The organism is Bradyrhizobium archetypum (assembly GCF_013114835.1).
Lineage (GTDB): Bacteria > Pseudomonadota > Alphaproteobacteria > Rhizobiales > Xanthobacteraceae > Bradyrhizobium > Bradyrhizobium archetypum.
The window spans coordinates 1-15,925 of sequence record NZ_JAAVLW010000010.1; the positions used below are offsets into that span (position 1 = coordinate 1).

Annotated in this window: 16 protein-coding genes and 1 pseudogene; 6 read left to right on the forward strand and 11 right to left on the reverse strand. The window is 59.4% G+C overall.

The features are described from left to right. The 7 genes and pseudogenes from HCN50_RS28015 to HCN50_RS28045 form a co-directional block, all read right to left on the reverse strand. On the reverse strand, positions 1-1,310 hold a 1,310-nt coding region (locus HCN50_RS28015; protein ID WP_171713138.1), incomplete at its 3' end, for a molybdopterin cofactor-binding domain-containing protein. Beyond that, on the reverse strand, positions 1,307-1,708 hold the full coding sequence (locus tag HCN50_RS28020) for a (2Fe-2S)-binding protein (protein ID WP_311968232.1): 402 nt from the start codon (positions 1,706-1,708) through the stop codon (positions 1,307-1,309). The genes HCN50_RS28015 and HCN50_RS28020, both read right to left, overlap by 4 nt. A 280-nt stretch (positions 1,709-1,988) precedes the next feature. Further along, positions 1,989-2,057: pseudogene (gene pqqA / locus HCN50_RS33840) on the reverse strand (pyrroloquinoline quinone precursor peptide PqqA); the annotation flags it as partial. A gap of 135 nt (positions 2,058-2,192) precedes the next feature. Further along, a complete protein-coding gene (locus tag HCN50_RS28030) occupies positions 2,193-2,825 on the reverse strand; it encodes a hypothetical protein (protein WP_171713139.1) in 633 nt (210 codons plus the stop codon). Next, the gene (locus HCN50_RS28035) at positions 2,822-3,316 is read right to left on the reverse strand and encodes a c-type cytochrome (RefSeq protein ID WP_171713280.1); all 495 of its coding nucleotides are present in this window, start codon (positions 3,314-3,316) and stop codon (positions 2,822-2,824) included. The genes HCN50_RS28030 and HCN50_RS28035 overlap by 4 nt, the downstream gene beginning before the upstream one ends. Before the next feature lie 132 nt (positions 3,317-3,448). Further along, positions 3,449-5,239 carry a PQQ-dependent dehydrogenase, methanol/ethanol family gene (locus tag HCN50_RS28040; RefSeq protein ID WP_171713140.1) on the reverse strand — a complete coding sequence of 597 codons (1,791 nt, stop codon included), beginning with the start codon at positions 5,237-5,239 and terminating at the stop codon, positions 3,449-3,451. Positions 5,240-5,343: 104 nt separating this feature from the next. Next, positions 5,344-6,036 carry a copper chaperone PCu(A)C gene (locus tag HCN50_RS28045; RefSeq protein WP_311968233.1) on the reverse strand — a complete coding sequence of 231 codons (693 nt, stop codon included), beginning with the start codon at positions 6,034-6,036 and terminating at the stop codon, positions 5,344-5,346. 719 nt (positions 6,037-6,755) lie between these two features. Between HCN50_RS28045 and HCN50_RS28050 the strand changes: the two genes are divergently transcribed. The 6 genes from HCN50_RS28050 (at position 6,756) to HCN50_RS28075 (ending at position 12,197) form a co-directional block, all read left to right on the forward strand. Next, positions 6,756-7,100: a MaoC/PaaZ C-terminal domain-containing protein gene (locus tag HCN50_RS28050; protein ID WP_210265133.1), complete on the forward strand. Its 345-nt coding sequence runs from the start codon at positions 6,756-6,758 to the stop codon at positions 7,098-7,100. Positions 7,101-7,137: 37 nt separating this feature from the next. Further along, entirely contained in the window at positions 7,138-7,932 is a 795-nt protein-coding gene (locus tag HCN50_RS28055) for an enoyl-CoA hydratase/isomerase family protein (RefSeq protein ID WP_171713141.1), read from the forward strand. A 234-nt stretch (positions 7,933-8,166) separates the two neighbouring features. Further along, a complete protein-coding gene (locus HCN50_RS28060) occupies positions 8,167-8,310 on the forward strand; it encodes a hypothetical protein (RefSeq protein WP_171713142.1) in 144 nt (47 codons plus the stop codon). 39 nt (positions 8,311-8,349) lie between these two features. Continuing rightward, positions 8,350-9,543, forward strand: a complete 1,194-nt coding sequence (locus HCN50_RS28065) for a CaiB/BaiF CoA transferase family protein (RefSeq protein WP_171713143.1) — start codon at positions 8,350-8,352, stop codon at positions 9,541-9,543. Positions 9,544-9,844: 301 nt separating this feature from the next. Further along, on the forward strand, positions 9,845-10,876 hold the full coding sequence (locus HCN50_RS28070) for a helix-turn-helix domain-containing protein (protein ID WP_210265134.1): 1,032 nt from the start codon (positions 9,845-9,847) through the stop codon (positions 10,874-10,876). A gap of 97 nt (positions 10,877-10,973) precedes the next feature. Next, complete coding sequence (locus HCN50_RS28075; RefSeq protein WP_171713144.1) at positions 10,974-12,197, forward strand: glycoside hydrolase family protein; 1,224 nt, start codon at positions 10,974-10,976, stop codon at positions 12,195-12,197. Between the two features lie 189 nt (positions 12,198-12,386). Here the strand turns inward: HCN50_RS28075 and HCN50_RS28080 are convergent, their stop codons facing one another. From HCN50_RS28080 to HCN50_RS28095, 4 genes are all read right to left on the reverse strand, one after another. After that, the gene (locus HCN50_RS28080) at positions 12,387-12,863 is read right to left on the reverse strand and encodes an Lrp/AsnC family transcriptional regulator (RefSeq protein WP_171713145.1); all 477 of its coding nucleotides are present in this window, start codon (positions 12,861-12,863) and stop codon (positions 12,387-12,389) included. 218 nt (positions 12,864-13,081) lie between these two features. Beyond that, positions 13,082-14,245 carry a glycoside hydrolase family 88 protein gene (locus tag HCN50_RS28085; protein ID WP_171713146.1) on the reverse strand — a complete coding sequence of 388 codons (1,164 nt, stop codon included), beginning with the start codon at positions 14,243-14,245 and terminating at the stop codon, positions 13,082-13,084. Between the two features lie 66 nt (positions 14,246-14,311). Next, positions 14,312-14,767 carry a MaoC/PaaZ C-terminal domain-containing protein gene (locus tag HCN50_RS28090; protein WP_171713147.1) on the reverse strand — a complete coding sequence of 152 codons (456 nt, stop codon included), beginning with the start codon at positions 14,765-14,767 and terminating at the stop codon, positions 14,312-14,314. A gap of 53 nt (positions 14,768-14,820) precedes the next feature. After that, complete coding sequence (locus tag HCN50_RS28095; protein ID WP_171713148.1) at positions 14,821-15,918, reverse strand: ABC transporter ATP-binding protein; 1,098 nt, start codon at positions 15,916-15,918, stop codon at positions 14,821-14,823. Positions 15,919-15,925 lie beyond the last annotated feature (7 nt).

Sequence of the window (15,925 nt, forward strand, 5' to 3'; positions counted from 1 at the left end):
ACCGGCTTGCCGACGGCCTTCGCCGCCTGCACCGCAGGCACCATCATGTCGGCGTCCAACCGCCGGCCGAAGCCGCCGCCCAGCCACATCTGGTGCATCACGACGAACTTGGGATCGATCCCGGCCGCTCCCGCCGCGATTGCCCCGGTGCGCGTCGCAAACTGGTTGCCGGAATAGATGTGCAGGATCTCGCCCTTGAACTCAGCGGTCGCGTTCATCGGTTCCAGCGGTGCATGGATGTTGATGCTGGTGGTGTATTCGGCCTCCAGCACCTTGGCCGCGGTCCCGAAAGCCGCCGCCGTATCGCCGTCCTTGACGAAGAACTGCCCGGCATCGTCGAGCGCCTGCAGCCGCTTGGCCTCGTCGAGCAACGACTGGCTCGACAGCTTGGCGTTCGGGCCATTATCGTAGGTGATCTTCAGCGCATCGGCCGCCTTGCGGGCGTTGGCATAGGTATTGGCAACCGCCACCACCCAGCCGGTGGTGCTGCCGGTCTGGTCGTCGAGCGTCACCGCCTTGATGAAGCCCGGCACCTTCTTGGCAGCGCTGTCGTCGACCGACTTCACCATGGCGCCATAGCGCACCGGCGGGGTGACGACCTTGCCATAGGCCATGCCCGGCAGCATGACATCGATGCCGTATTTGGCCGTGCCGTTGACCTTCGGAGGAATGTCGAGCTGCGGTACCGAGACGCCGATCATGGTGTACTGGTCCGGTGTCTTCAGCTTGATCGCCTTGAGCTCGTCCGGCGTGAAGGTCTTGGTGATCTTGCCGCTCTTGACAACGTCGGCAAAGCTCATCGACTTCTTCGACTTCGGATGCGACACGGTCGAGCCGCGCACCACCAGTTCGCCGGCCGGCACGCCCATGATGCCGCTTGCCGCTTCCGTCAATGCGATCCGCCCGGCGGCGCCGGCGCGGCTCATGGCGTCGAAGTTCATCATCGTGCTCCAGCTGCCGCCGGTGATCTGCGCCCCCAGCACGGGGTCGTTGAACTTCGGATCGTTGGAGGCAAGCTGCACCCGCATATCCTTCCAGTTCGAGCCGAGCTCTTCGGCAACGATCTGCGCCATGGTCGAGGCGATATGCTGGCCCATGTCGGCTTTGCCGCAGGTGACCGTGACAATGCCGTCGGGCGCGATCGAATACCAGACCGAGGGCTCGAAATTGGAGGGCGCGGCGAGCGCCTGCCGGACGCCGGGCACCGCGGCGTAGCCGAGCACGAGGCCGGTGGCCGCCGAGCCGACCAGGAATGAGCGGCGGCTGAGATCGGTCGGCGCATGGTCGGTGATGTTCACGTGCGTATTCATGTGGCCCTCCGCTCGGTCGAGGTGTTGGAGGCGGTATGCATTTCGGATGCGGCGCGCATGATCGCCTTCTGAATGCGCGAATAGGTCATGCAACGGCACAGATTGCCGTCCATATGCGCGATCACTTCATCCCTGGTTGGATTGGAATTTTCGGAAAGCAGCGCGGCTGCCTGCATGATCTGGCCGGACTGGCAGTAGCCGCATTGCGGCACCTGCTCGGCGATCCACGCCTTCTGCAAGGGATGATCGCCCTTGGCGGAAAGCCCTTCGATGGTGGTGATCGTCTTGCCGACAGCGTCGCTGACCACGGTCTGGCAGGAGCGAATGGCTTCGCCGTTGAGGTGAACCGTGCAGGCGCCGCAGAGACCTGCGCCGCAGCCGAACTTCGTACCGGTCATCTGCAATTGCTCGCGGATGACCCAGAGCAGCGGCGTATCGTGTGCACGGAGAGATCTCTGCCGTTGATGTTTAAGTTTGCCATTTGCCAAAAACCTTCTTACGGGACGAATTCGAGGCGATTGAACTGATTGCATTCCGGTGAAAACGAGTGGCAGCATCGCAAAGCTGCGCTAACTCCCGCAGTTACGGCACCCGCCCGCCGCTAACCTGCACCGGGCCGATCGGGCAACAAGCGAAATACCTCAAACGAAGCATACCGTCCGGGATACCGACCCCGCTGGCACAGGCGTACATGTTGATTTCCATGCCGACCGGCAGTTCTACGATCTTCGGGGCGTTCCACTTCATCTCTTGTTCCCTGGAGAGGCTGAGCTTGGCCTGCGCATCGAGCACACGCCCTCTTGCATCCTCGGCAACTCTCCAAGCCCGATGACGCAAGTTGAAGAAGTGGAAACCACAAGGTACCGGCTCGGCAGAGAAGCCCTATTGCATCTCCCGGGTAATCCGAACATACGTCCGATCAACGAAGTCCCTCAGGTCTCGGCCGGCTCGTCTGAACAAGTTGCGCTCGACGGTGAGCAACCGGTCCGGCAGTGACTTTCTGCATGTGTCGCGGATGAAAACACCGCCGACCGGTTGCTCGTCGGCTTGCGTCTTCCCTTCGGTACATGTCCACCCTTCGCCGCCGTAACGAGACCTGACCTGCGCAGCTAGTAGAAAGGCCTTCTTCCGAGCATACAGTCTTGCATTCGGATCGGTTTCGATATCGAGGCCCGATACGATGCCCTTGCCGTCAATGAAGACGGTCAAAAGCACCGGATGACCCGCAATTAGCGTGCCTTCTCGGCTTGTCTCAGGATCGAACTCGAAGTGAATTGCTCGCAACCCATCGCGCTCGGCCGGGCACTCATCCCATGCGGACCAAGCTGGCAGCTTGGCCTTTGGATCCCTGGCGCAGCAAAGATTCGCGTAGCCTGCGTCCGATACTATATGGACGGGCCTGCCAACGGTGATATCGCGAACATCATATTCGGGCTCGACCTGCGCGACAGCGGCTTGCATCCCAACGGCAAGAAAGACCCCAACCGACATCACGGCGCGACGTGCCGATTTCATTTCGAGCCCTCAGTCCCCGTCTTGCTGGATGATTCCGCACCCGCCTTGTAGATGTCACATACGCGCGACGTGTTGCCAAAGAAGGTCGTACATTGAGCGTAGGTCGGCTCGCCCGCGCCCTTGACGTGGGCGATCACATAGTCAGCAACCGCTGCGATATCGTTCGGTCGCAGAAACGTGCCGCCCTCGGGCGGCATGCGTTCACCGACATCCTGCCGGGTCATGTCGTAGCAGCTGATTGTGTCATAGGCGCCTCGCACGAAGAACGGCATGCCCGTCCCGGGCCGGCCGCAAGCCACGGTCTCGATGATCTGCTCCTTGGTCAGCTCGGTCTTGCGCAGCGACAGCGCATCACCGCCGTACCCGCCGCCGCCATCGCCGTGCCATTTGTGGCAGCCCATGCAATTGGCCCTGCTGAATACGGCCTTGCCGGCATTGGTCGGGTCCGACACTGCTGCTTGCGCCGCCTGACCATAGGCGAGGCCTGACATCGAAAGATTCAGCGCGACGACGCTCACGAGCAGGATACTCGTCGCCGCCGGGGATGCGTTGAAAGCCATCATCGCGTCTCTTTTCGAAAAGGTTGGAGGGTCCGGATTAACGGACCCTCGTTTGCGAGCAGGTCAGAGCGCGAACACGTAGAGCATCGATCCCGGCTGAATCTTCTTCAGCTCGCGCGTCGAATCGATGAACCATTTGTCCCAGGCGCCGCCCAGGCCGACCAGAATGGCGATGTACTGTTTGCCATCGACCGTAAAGGTCATCGGCGGCGCGTTAACGCCGCCGCCGGTATTAAACTCCCAAAGCTTCTGCAGCGACTTGGCATCAAGGGCCATCACTTCGCCGGACGGCTGACCGGTGAAGACGAGGTCGGGAGTGGCCAACATGCCACCCAGATTGGGGAACGGCGTTTCCATTTTTTGGGCGATCTTGCCGGTTGTCACATCGATCGCGGTCACGCTGCCGGTGATCTTGAACGGTTGGCTCGTGCCGCCACCGGTCCAGAACTCACGCGGCTTCAGTTTTTCCGGCGTCATCACCTCGACCTTGACGCGATTGCAGCTCTCGATCACTGGGACGTACCAAAGCTTCAGGTCAGGATTATAGGCCGTCGGCGGCCAGTTCTTGCCGCCCATGTTGCCGGGGCAGATGTCGCTTTCCATGTTGGTGCGGCTCGGCGTCACCGATGCGATGTAGGTCTGCACGGGCTTGTTCGGATCGTACTCGATCGGCTTGCCGGTCTCCGGGTCGAGCCCCTTGGTCCAAGTGACCTTTTTAACGAACGGCACCCCCCACACGAACTTGCCGGTGGTGCGATCGATCGCGTAGGCGAAGCCATTGCGGTTCGCTTCGAGCGCGAGCTTGCGCGGGCCACTCGGTCCCGGTATGTCGACCAGCACGTTCTCTGCCACGCTGTCGTAGTCATAGGGATCGTTCGGCGTGTGCTGGTAGTGCCACTTGATCTTGCCGGTCGTGGCATCAAGGGCGAGCGAGCTGTCGGTGTAGAGGTTGTCGCCTGGCCGATAGGCGCTGTCCCAGTCAGGCCCGGGATTACCGACGCCCCAGATAATGGTGTCCGTGGCGGGATCGTAGCTGCCGGTAACCCAAGTCGAACCGCCGCCGGAGGCGGCCGCGTTGTTGCTGTCTTTCCAGGTCTCGCTGCCAGCCTCGCCCTTGCCCGGGATTGTATAGGTGCGCCAGACCTCCTTCTGGGTCGTGAGATCGGTGGCAGCGATCCAGCCTCGGATGCCGTACTCCGCGCCGGCAACACCCGTAATCGCCATGTTCTTGACGATCAGTGGCGCGCCGGTGATGACCTCGCTCTTGTCCGGATCGGCCACAGTCCGTTGCCACGCAACCTGGCCGGTTTCCTTGTTGGTCGCGATCAGCCGGCCATCGAGCGTATGCGAAATGACGAGATCACCCCACAGCGCGACGCCGCGATTGTCGACGCCGCAGCACGCCACAGCACCAGCCCAGTCACGGTCCGTCTTGGGATCCATCTTCCAGACCAGCACGCCACGGCCACCATGAGCATCGATCTTGTAGACCGAGCCCCAGCCATCAGTCACGTACAGGAATCCGTTCTCGGCAATAGGAGTGCCTTCCAGCCCGCCATGGCTCCAGATCCCACCGCCTTCGACCCCGCCGAGGTGCATGGTCCAGGCGACCTTCAGGTTCTTCACGTTATCGCGGTTGATCTCCTTTAGAGTAGAGAACCGGTGAGCCGAATAATTCTGGTGATGATGAAGCCAATTGCCCGGCTCCTCGCCGACATTGAGCAGCCGTTCCTGAGTGACCTCATCCGCGGCACAGACCTGCGACGCTGCAGCCAGCATGCCTCCCGCGGCGATTGCAACCGCAACCAGCCGCGCTCGCGTCGATATTCTTGCGTGATCTGACAGTCGCTCCATGAGTAGTGCCCTCCGTTGATATATTAGGGTTGATCGAACGTCCGGCACGCGTCCGGGCATTCGGCTGAGAAGCCTTATCCAGCGGGCTCAACGGTCCACTGAGATCAGGGCGTTCGTGAAACCTGCACCTCCGCTTCTTTTATTCCGGCTTTCTGAAAAACGACGGCGCATGTGAACGTCTCGCCGTCGACAAGTTTGTGGCGAGTCTCTAGTAGCATGACGTGGTATCCATCCTGCCTGAGCTCGAGCGTCCCGTTCTCCGGAATCGGAATCGACTTAACCGCACGCATGGCGGGCGCCCCTTCGCCGCGATCAACGGTGTGCTTTTCCGAAAAATTCGCGAATGGACAGCGGACGCGCAAAATAGCGTCAGCTTCGGCTGCATCGTTCTTGATTGTCAGCAAAAGCGGCAGATCGATACCGATCTGATCGGATGCGGAAACCCGGGCATTCGTCACCTTCAGCGCGTCGCTTGCGGCGGCGGATCCGGGCACCAGCGTCAGCCCAAGTCCGACAATCAAAAGTCGGATCGCAAAGAGCCGCAATCCGCCACCACCGCGCACAATCCGCCTGCCGCGATCGATATCGGTGCGGCCGCGAAGTTCGTAGCGATCGTCGTCCATGAGAAACGGAACCGCCAGCGGGCCGACATTATACAGGTTGGCAAAGAGCCGCAGTGGAATGACCAGCAGCGGCGCGCCAGTCGACCCAACGGCACGCGCGCTCGCAATTGCAATAGAGATCGCAACCGGCGCACCGAGCCCAAGAAGGACGTTGCCAACATGAAGACCCCACACGATCGCGCCTCCCCAACTGTTAGATGCGGCTCGATATTCCCGACGCACCGACGGGTGTCTCTACTTACCGGGCGACAGGCGCGACACAACCATCTGCACCAGCACATGCAAAATGAGCAGTGCACCGCCGACCGGAACGGCAAGATTAGGGTAGACCATCGGCGCCGGAACTGACCACGCGTTCTCCGTCCTAATTAGCGAGAGCACTTCGCCGCCATAGACATCGCGAGGTCGGTAATGCCCTGCACCGCGCCATGTGTAATCACGGGCAGACGGTCCGCTGGCGCCTTGACGTCAGGATGGACCCAAAGCTTCACGCCAAATGTTTCACGCCGCCGCCCCCCCCTTCGCGCTTTTTGATATACAACGATAGACTTCAATTGAGCGAAAGTATTGGCGAACAGAGCGCAACGCGTTAGGACGCATTTCCGAATTTCTTGTACTTTTTTGCGTGACATCGGCATCTGGATAGCGCGCCGATCATCGCCGCGACGCACAATCGCTTCTGCGGTGACCAGTGCGCACCCCTTCGAGCCCCCTCTGCACGCGATTGCCGAGAAATCCAAGCATTCGCACAAACTGTCCTAACGCCGAAACAGGGTCGCTTCTAACATTTGGAAGAGTAAGCCCACACGTCCACGGCGGCGAAGCTTACTTCCAGGGTTCGCAGATGTCGGGGCGATCAGGAAGCGGCAGCTCTAAAGATCAGATCTAACATCATGGCCAAGCCACCTATCATGAAGTGTTATGTGATCGGCGATAGCGCCGAGGTCGCGAAGACCGTGACCGAATATGACGTATGTGCATTCACAGACATTGTTGGCGACTTCCGCGGCGTACACCTCGCTGAGGAGTACGCCAAGAATACGCGCTTCAAGAAGCGGATCGCGCAGGGAATGGTCTCGGTCGGCCTTCTCTCCACCGTGACGGGATATATGGTAGCAAAGGCTCCGGAAGCGCAGTGCCCTACCGATATGGCGTCACCTTCGATGCCCCGGGCTATTTACTACGAGGTCATGAACCAGAGAGCGGCACTACCGCGGCCTCGGGCAACAACTACCTGAAGGTCCTTTGATGCAAACAGCTGACCGCGACAGCCTGGTGCTGACGGAGCAGCTCCGCACCGTTCGCGTGCTCACCATCAATCGCGCCGACAAGATGAACGCGTTCACGCCGGCGGTAATGCACGAGCTGGACCACATGCTTGACGATGCTGCGCGGGATAGCGCGACCCGTGTCGTCATGATTACGGGGGCGGGTCAAAAGGCCTTTGTGGCTGGCAACGACATCGATGGCCTCATCGAGATGAATGGTGTCGAGGCCTATCGCGACATGCAAAGTGGTCAGCGCGTCCTGTTCAGGCTATATGAATTCGCAAAGCCGACTATCGCCATGGTGAATGGCTATGCATTGGGCGGCGGCTTCGAGCTCGCACTGGCGTGCGACTTCATCGTCGCGTCCGATACGGCGCGGTTTGGCTTTCCGGAGATTACACTCAATACCATCCCTGGTTGGGGCGGAACGCAGCTCGCGGTCAGAAAGATGGGATTGGCGCGCGCCAAGGAAATGGTGTTGACCGGGCGCCAATATACGACCGCGGAATGCCGGGAGTTTGGGTTCATTCATGTTTTCGCTTCCGCGCCAGAGCTGAAGTCGGCGGCGCTGGCCTTTGCCGAACAGTTGGCGTCGCACGATTCGTTCGCCATGGAAATGGCCAAGCGCAGCGTCAACCGCGCCGCCGAGATCCCGCTGAATGCGGGACTGGATCTGGAGGCCGCGAACTACGCGGTCAACTTCGGCACCACTGCCGCCCGCACGGGTTTGCGCGCCTTTGCCGCGCGCCGCAAGCCCAAAAAAGCGCTCACCGACGATTCGAATTCCGAGAAACCCAAGTGATCCCATGAGCGTGCCCCATTCGCTGAACGATCAGCACGCGATGATCCGCAATTCCGTTCGGCGTTTCGCGGAAAGCCAGATCGCGCCCTGGTCCCAGCAGTTGTGGAAAGAAGAAGCATTTTTGTACGAAATAAGGCTCGCAGGCTTGGCCTTGCCGGCCTGCCCTACCCTGCGGGCATGGCGGTGGTGGCGGCGAATGGCTGTCCTTCATTATGGTGATCGAGGAGCGATCGCGTGTCGATTGCGGTCGCCAATTCGCCGCTGATGGCAAATTTCGATGCCAAGGTGCTGAAAATCGTGGAAGGCACATCCGAAATGCAGCGCACGATCATCTCGCGCGAACTACTCGCGCGAATGAAAGCAAAGCGTGAGCGCTGACGTTTGAGAACAACTGCTGGGTCCAACCATGAGGTTTCCATGCTCGAGGGCATTAAGGTTTTGAGTTTCACACACTTTCTGCAGGGGCCTGCGGCCGTGCAGATGCTGGCTGACGCCGGGGCGGACGTAATCAAGATCGAGCCTCCTGGAGGCGCATTTGAGCGCGGCTGGTCCGGATTGGATGCCTTCAAGGAAGGCGTGAGCATTTTCTTTCTGCTCGGCAACCGCAATCAGCGGAGCCTCTCGCTGGATCTTCGCAATGAGAAGGCGAAAGAGATCGTGTTGCACATGGTGCGCGAAGCCGACGTGCTGGTTGAAAACTACCGCCCGGGCGTCCTGGAGCGGCTTGGCTTCGGCTATGAAGACATGAAGGCCGTCAACCCCCGCCTCGTATACTGCTCCTGCTCGGGTTATGGATCCTCCGGCCCCTACTTGAAACGGCCTGGCCAGGACATGTTGCTGCAGGCGATGAGCGGCATAACCATGCTCTCGGGCGGGGCCGACGCGCCGCCGACCCCGGTTGGCTCCGCAATCGTCGATCAGCACGCCGCCGCGCTTGCAGCGTTCGGCGTCGTTTCGGCGCTGCTTTCGCGTCAGCGCACCGGACGCGGCGCGCTGGTGGAGAGCAACCTTCTCAATGCAGCCCTCGATCTGCAGATTGAGCCGTTTACCTACTACCTCAACAAGGGCCGGCTCTGGGCGCGCACTGACCCGCCGCTGGGCAGCCGCTTCCACCCCGCTCCGTACGGGATCTATCGCACCGCGGACGGCTGGATCGCGATCTCGCTAACCCCTACATCGCAGATGGCAGCGGCGCTCGACTATCCGAAGCTAGCAGCTTTCAACGACCCTAAGGATCCGATGCGTCGGCGCGACGAGATCCATCACATCGTCTATGAGCGCGTGCAGAGCCGTAAGACGGCGGAGTGGATGGAGATCTTCGATGCGCACAACATCTGGTACGCGCCGGTAAATGACTATGAGGAGGTCGAAACCGATCCGCAGGTCGCACATAACAACATGATCATGACGATCGAGCACCCTCAAGCGGGCGAGGTGCGGCTCTTGGCGCATCCGGTCCGCTACGACGGCGAACCGCCACCGCTACGTCGATTGCCACCGAGGCATGGCGAACATACCAGGGAAATCTTGGCCGAGCTTGGCTATGCAGCGGACGAAATCGACGCATTGTCTGACGGCGGGATAGCCATTACCAATAAGGCCGCCTCGTGATCATCGCAACCAAGCCGGAAACCTGGCGGCTACCGAGCTTCAGCAAGTTCGAGATTGGCCGAACGCATGCGGTGACCCGCACTTTCACCGAAGCGGAAGTGGACGCTTTCGGCTATCTCTCAGCGGATCCTGATCCTGGATACGATGGTCCGCAAACAGACGGGCGAGGCAGTCCTCAGCGGACTTTCGGCTTACAAGTATCTGCGTTTCAGACAGGGCCTTCCACTGCAGCAGAAATTCGCCAAACGGCGAATCCTCAAGAAAAGGGGGCTGGCAAATTAACGCGACTGATGCTATAAAAATGACTGAAATCGTTTTCAGAACTCAACGATTACCAACCATGGCGTCCTCAGAGCCGATGGATGACGTAGAAGGATCACCGGCGAGACGGGGCCGACGACCGGCGGCAGTCCGCTCCTTCTTTTCACGAGGCGAGCCAGCGCACCGGAAACCGTGTTGTTCACTGCCGGTCGTGAAGATAGAGCACTACGATTACGGCTCCGAGATCAAGTCGCTCAACATCCATTTTGCGCCGCTGGAGAAGATGAAATCGACGCTGCCCTACCCGCATCGGCACGACTTCTATCATATCGTCTGGGTGACCCGCGGCACCGGCTGCCACATCATCGACTCCGTCAAATATGAAGTCCGGCCGAACAGCGTGTTCTTCATGGCCCCAGGGCAGATCCATGATTTCACGCTCTCGGAAGACGCGATCGGGCACACCATCAGCTTCAGCCCGGAATTCTTCGCTTTCAGAGTCCACAACCGGCATTCGCTCACCGATATTCCGATCTACAGTCTCGAAAATCTCAACAGCGCGTTTTATCTGGACGATATACAGGCCCAGAGTCTCCGCCAGATCATGGATGCCATAATCGAAGAATACACGGCGGAGAAGACCGGGCATGAGGATGTGATTTGGTCCTATTTGCGGATCTTCCTCATGAAGATGTCACGGATAGCCGTACCTCCCGCCCTCACCGACTTGTCGTCCCGAAACCTGCTCCTGTCACGCCGTTTCAAGAGCGCGCTGGAGAAGAATTTCGGCACCATCAACGAGACCGCGGAATATGCCAAGCTTCTGAAAGTCACCGAGCGTGCGCTCAACGAAGCCACTCGGCAAGCCCTTGGTTTAACCGCGGCTCAGCTCATTCGCGAGCGGATCATGCTCGAGGCCAAGCGGCTGCTGCTGCACACCGAAATCGGCGTGGCTGAAATCGCCGACCGTCTTGGCTTCGAGGATCCTGCGTATTTCAGCCGCTGTTTCAAGAAGCACACCACCCGCTCGCCGATCGAATTCCGCCAGAGCCTAGCTACGCTGAACCTTTGATCCCATCGCCGAATAAACCAAGCGAAACTGGCAGCCCTCAAACCTATCGGGGCTCGTCGCGAAGATCTCACCCACCCGTTTTCTCTCGGAAAGAAGCATGCCGGACACGACCAAAAATTCGATCGAACTCACTGGCGCGCAGCGGCGACTGTTCACCGAGGTCCTGAATGTTATGGCCCACAAAGTGGCCGAAGACGAGCCGACATTGGGCGTCGAATTTCCGCATGTTACAGCACCGGACGGCTCCTGGATTAAGCTGCCGGCTTCGCTGTCGGCGGGCTATAGCGGCCAAGCCTGGAGCCACGGCAACTGGTTGTGCGGCTTCTGGGTTGGCCTGTTGTTGACATGTTATTTGCATACCAACGAGAAGAAATACCTGATCTGGGCGCGCGAACGCATGCGGCTCGTGGCTCAGCGCGCGGACGACCCTAACACGCATGACATCGGCTTTATCTTTGACAGCAGCGCGATTCCCGCGCACGCGATCACGGGCGAGCGTTGGTATGCGGATATCGCGATGACCGCGGCCGACAAGCTCCGCGCTCGGATCATCACCACGCGCAGCGGCGCGTATCTCGCCTCCTGGGGGCCGTTGGACGACCCGCGCGGGCAATGCAGTTCGGCCATTGACACGATGGCCAATCTCTCGCTGTTGTATTGGGCAACCAATTACAGCGGCGACCGCAGCTATCGCCTGATCGCCGAAGCGCATGCCGACATGACCGCAAAGGCTTTCATTCGCACCGATCATTCCACCTATCACGCAGTGGAGTACGACGTGGTGAGCGGCGCGCGGAAGCGCGGCTATACCTTCCAGGGAGCAGGCGACGAATCCGCCTGGACCCGCGGCCAGGGCTGGGCCATCTACGGCTTTGTCAACTCCGCGCGAGAGACCGGGCAGCGCCGATATCTAGACCTCGCCGAACAGCTTGCAAACTATCATATGAAGCGGCTCGGTGGACGTCAGATCCCACCGTGGGACTTCGATGCGATGAAGGCCGATGCCGACATTAAGGACACGGCGGCAGCGGCCGTGATTTCATCCGCCTTACTCGAGCTGGGGCGGTTGCATCCCGATGGCGCCGCTGCTTCGGCGTGGACTGAGAAGGGACTGACGATGCTGGAAGCGCTCTGCCGCGATGAGTTTGCGCGAGAACCCTCGCATCGCGGCTTGTTGAAGAATTCCTGCTACTCGAAGCCGCACAATGAGGGTGTGCGCAGCGCGACCATGTTCGGCGACTTCTTCTTCACAGAAGCCCTGTGCCGCGTCATGCTGCCCGGTAAGTTCCGACCGCTGACGGCGGTGCCGACACTCGCGTGAGATGAACTGGCTTTTCGCGAGCTGATCTGCCCAGCACGCGCCTCTTCCAGGCATATCCGACCCGCTCCCAATCCGTCGACTTCACTTTCTGCACGATCGCAACGTTCAGCTGCGTTTTATTACAGCCGCACGGTTTGAGCTTGGCGACTAGCCTTTTGAGGTGGACCTCAAGCCACTGCGCTCTACTGGTCACCAGCATGCGATAGAAGTCATTGGTACAGTGAAGCCGGCTTTTACTCTGTCCAAAACGACCATACTTTCAAAGCGCTTTATGTCTGGGTTCTCTTGTACTAAACACCGAGTAAACTGCTCGTACTCTTCCATATCATTCGCTGTTACTAGGAGAACGAAGTCAGTCTGTCCGGTAACATAGAAACCGCTCATCACCTCTGGCATTTTGCGGATTGTCTGCTTAAAGCGATCGACGATATCGGTCCGATCGCGCTCAAACGAAATGAGAACCAACAGGCTCACGCTCCGTCCGATTGCCTTTGGGGAGACGATTGAAACGTCTCCTTCTATGACGCCTTGTGATCGTAGGCGCTTCAGTCGGCGCTGAACTCCAGATGCAGACAAGCCGACCTTCGCGCCGAGTTCTTCACTAGTCAGGCGATTGTTGCGCTGTACGAGGTCAAGAAGACGAGCATCAATTCTATCGAGTTGCATGGCTGCGCCACGTTTAGAAGATTGAAGCTTTCGGAGGCCTTATGAGCAGTTCGCGATATGAGCGAGGCGCAGAGTAGACGGCGGGGGCGCACATTATGCGCTCTCGGTACTGGCTCAGCTTACAAATAGTTCCGCGCCGCCACATTTTTCACCAACCCAGTCTGAACTTCTCATAATATGGCTCCACGTATCGCAAGAGGTGACATCGAGCGATATGTTTAGATCTTCTCCGCCTCGATCAAACCATCCAGAACGTTCAGCGATTCCAGCAGATAATAGGAGCCGAAGATCGTCTCAGCATTGGTCACGGAATCCCGTACACGAGCGTCGCGCCGCTTATTGAAGCAGGCGCCAACCAGCATGCCTTGCGAGCGGGTCTCCCCGGCCCCGACGGGCGTAAGGTAGCCGTTGATCAGAGCGAGCGCGGTGAGCTCGCCTGCATCCTGATATTTCGCGCGGAGATCGGCGGAAGGCGCAAGCCGCCCCAGCTTGAGCAGCGCCGAGCAGACGATCGCAGTAGCCGCCGTATCGGTCTCTGTATTGGGGATTGCCGGATCATCGAAATCCCAGAACGCCACCAGGCCGGGCGGGACATGCGACAGCCACCAGTCGGCGCCCGCGATCAGCTGCTCCATCCAGCGCTTTTCCTGCGGACGATGGGCAAGCGCGACCGCGGCATAGACCAGGCCCCAAGCCTGCGCCCGCGCCCAAACACTGCTCTCGCTAAAGCCCTTGTGGGTAAAATGGCGGACGACCTTGCCGTTCGCTGGATTGAGCTCGCTCGACTGCACGATCGAACCGTCGGGCCGCATGTGAATATCCAGCACCCGCGTCGTATGTCGCGCGGCGACGTCAGCGAACGATGCTTCCCCCGTCTTCTCTGCCGCCCAGAACAGGAGAGGAACCGCCTGCAAGGAATCGATGCTACTGAAGCAGTTGCCTACGTCCTCCGACTCCTCGGCGTCACCACCAAGTGGAATGAGACCGAGCCTCGGGTCATATTGACCCTTCAGCGATTGGGCAGCATCCAGCGCCAATGTCGCGGCATCCTTGTCTGCACACAGGATGTCGCCAAGTGCAACGCCGTAGTAGAACCCAAAGCCCTTGAATGCCGTTTGCAGATGCGCCCGCGGCTCGAGCCGGCTGCTCCACAGCCGGGCAGCATCCAGGTATCTGGAGCTCCCCGTGCGTCGCGCAAACAACCACAACATGCCCGGCCACGCGCCGCCGGTCCAGTCGCCGTCGACAGTCGTGGTCCATGTTCCCGTCGCGGCCTCGGCCCAGTGCGGAAACTCCGATTGCAGGCTCTCGAGCGTCTGATCGACTCGGCAGCGCATCCGTTCGATTGCCTGTTCCCATCGCGGCTTGGCTGTGCTTACCATCTTCTCCAGTTGCCTTTTCCGGCCACCTCTTCTCTCCACATGCACGTACGATCGCCTTCGAATCACCTACGACGTAGGCCGCTTCGTCACGTTGGGCGTCCATTTGAGGTGATGCTTGCCCACGGCGACGAGTTCGCCACGCTGGTTGGTGACATCCACATTGGCAAGCGTACGGCGGCGCTCCTCGTCGACTTCGCTGATGGTATAGGTCACTGTCACCGTGTCGTTGATGTAAACGGGCTTCAGAAACCGCACGCCATCGTAGCCGAGCGATACGGGCGTCGTATCAATGCCCTTTCGCATGCTTTCTTCAATCATTCGGGTGGAGGCCGTTGAAATGAATCCGACCATCAGCGCGCCATGGGCAATGCGCTTGCCGTAAATCGAATGACTCATGAATTCGTCGTCGACGTGATTTTGCGAAAGGTCACCGGTCAGACCCGCAAAAAGATAGATATCGGACTCTCCGACGGTTTTCGAAAATCGAACGCTATCCTTGACGTTCGCCTGCATCACATTCATTGTTCTTGCCTTTCCGCTGTTCGATTTTCACAGTGCATGACGCGTACAGAACACTATCTAATCGCAATTTCCGTTTTATCGTCGAATAATTGCAGCTCCTTCCCATCCACCCACATCTGCACGCGGGCATGAGGACTGACCTCCGTCTCCGGCGAAATACGCGATGCCATGATCGTGCTGCCCCCAACGTTGAGCGCGATCACCAGTTCCGAGCCAAGTTGCTCGGTGACGTTGACGACGCCGGTGAAGGATGAGCCCGTATTGTTTGTAGGGGTGCCAAGACGAACATGCTCGGGCCGGATACCTAGGGTCACCGTCTTGGCGCCATGCTTGCGCAGGACCGCTGCCTGGTCGAGCGACAACTCGACTTTGAAATCCTTCGCGTGCGCCGACATGACGCCGAGTTCTTCGACAAGCTCGACCCCGATAAAGTTCATTGCAGGCGCCCCGATGAAGCTCGCGACGAACCGGTTGGCCGGTCGATTGTAGATCTGCAGCGGAGTGCCGATCTGCTGAATCCAGCCGTCCTTCATGACGACAACGCGGTCGCCAAGCGTCATCGCCTCAACCTGATCGTGGGTGACATAGACCGATGTGGTAGGCACGCGCTCGCGCAGCGCCTTAATCTCGATTCGCATCTGCGCACGCAGCTTGGCATCGAGGTTCGAGAGCGGTTCGTCGAACAGGAAAACTTGTGGCCGCCGTACGATACACCGTCCAAGAGCCACACGCTGCTGCTGACCGCCGGAGAGTTGAAACGGCTTGCGTGCCAGGAGCGGCTCCAGACCAAGCATTTGCGTCGCGCGGGTGACTTCGCTCCTAATTTCCGTTTCAGGGACTTTCCGGTTTCGTAACCCGAATGCCAGATTGTCGAACACCGTCATGTGCTGATAGAGCGCATAGTTTTGGAATACCATCGCGATATCACGATCCTTCGGCGGCAGGTCATTGACGACTTTGTCTCCAATCCGGATAGTCCCCGCGCTTATGTTCTCGAGACCGGCAATCATGCGAAGCGTCGTGGACTTGCCACATCCGGATGGACCAACTAGCACGACGAATTCACCGGCTGCGATATTGAGGTTCACCTCGTGCACAACCTTAAACGTGCCGTACTTTTTTACGACGTCCTGTAGAATGACCTCTGCCATAACCCTT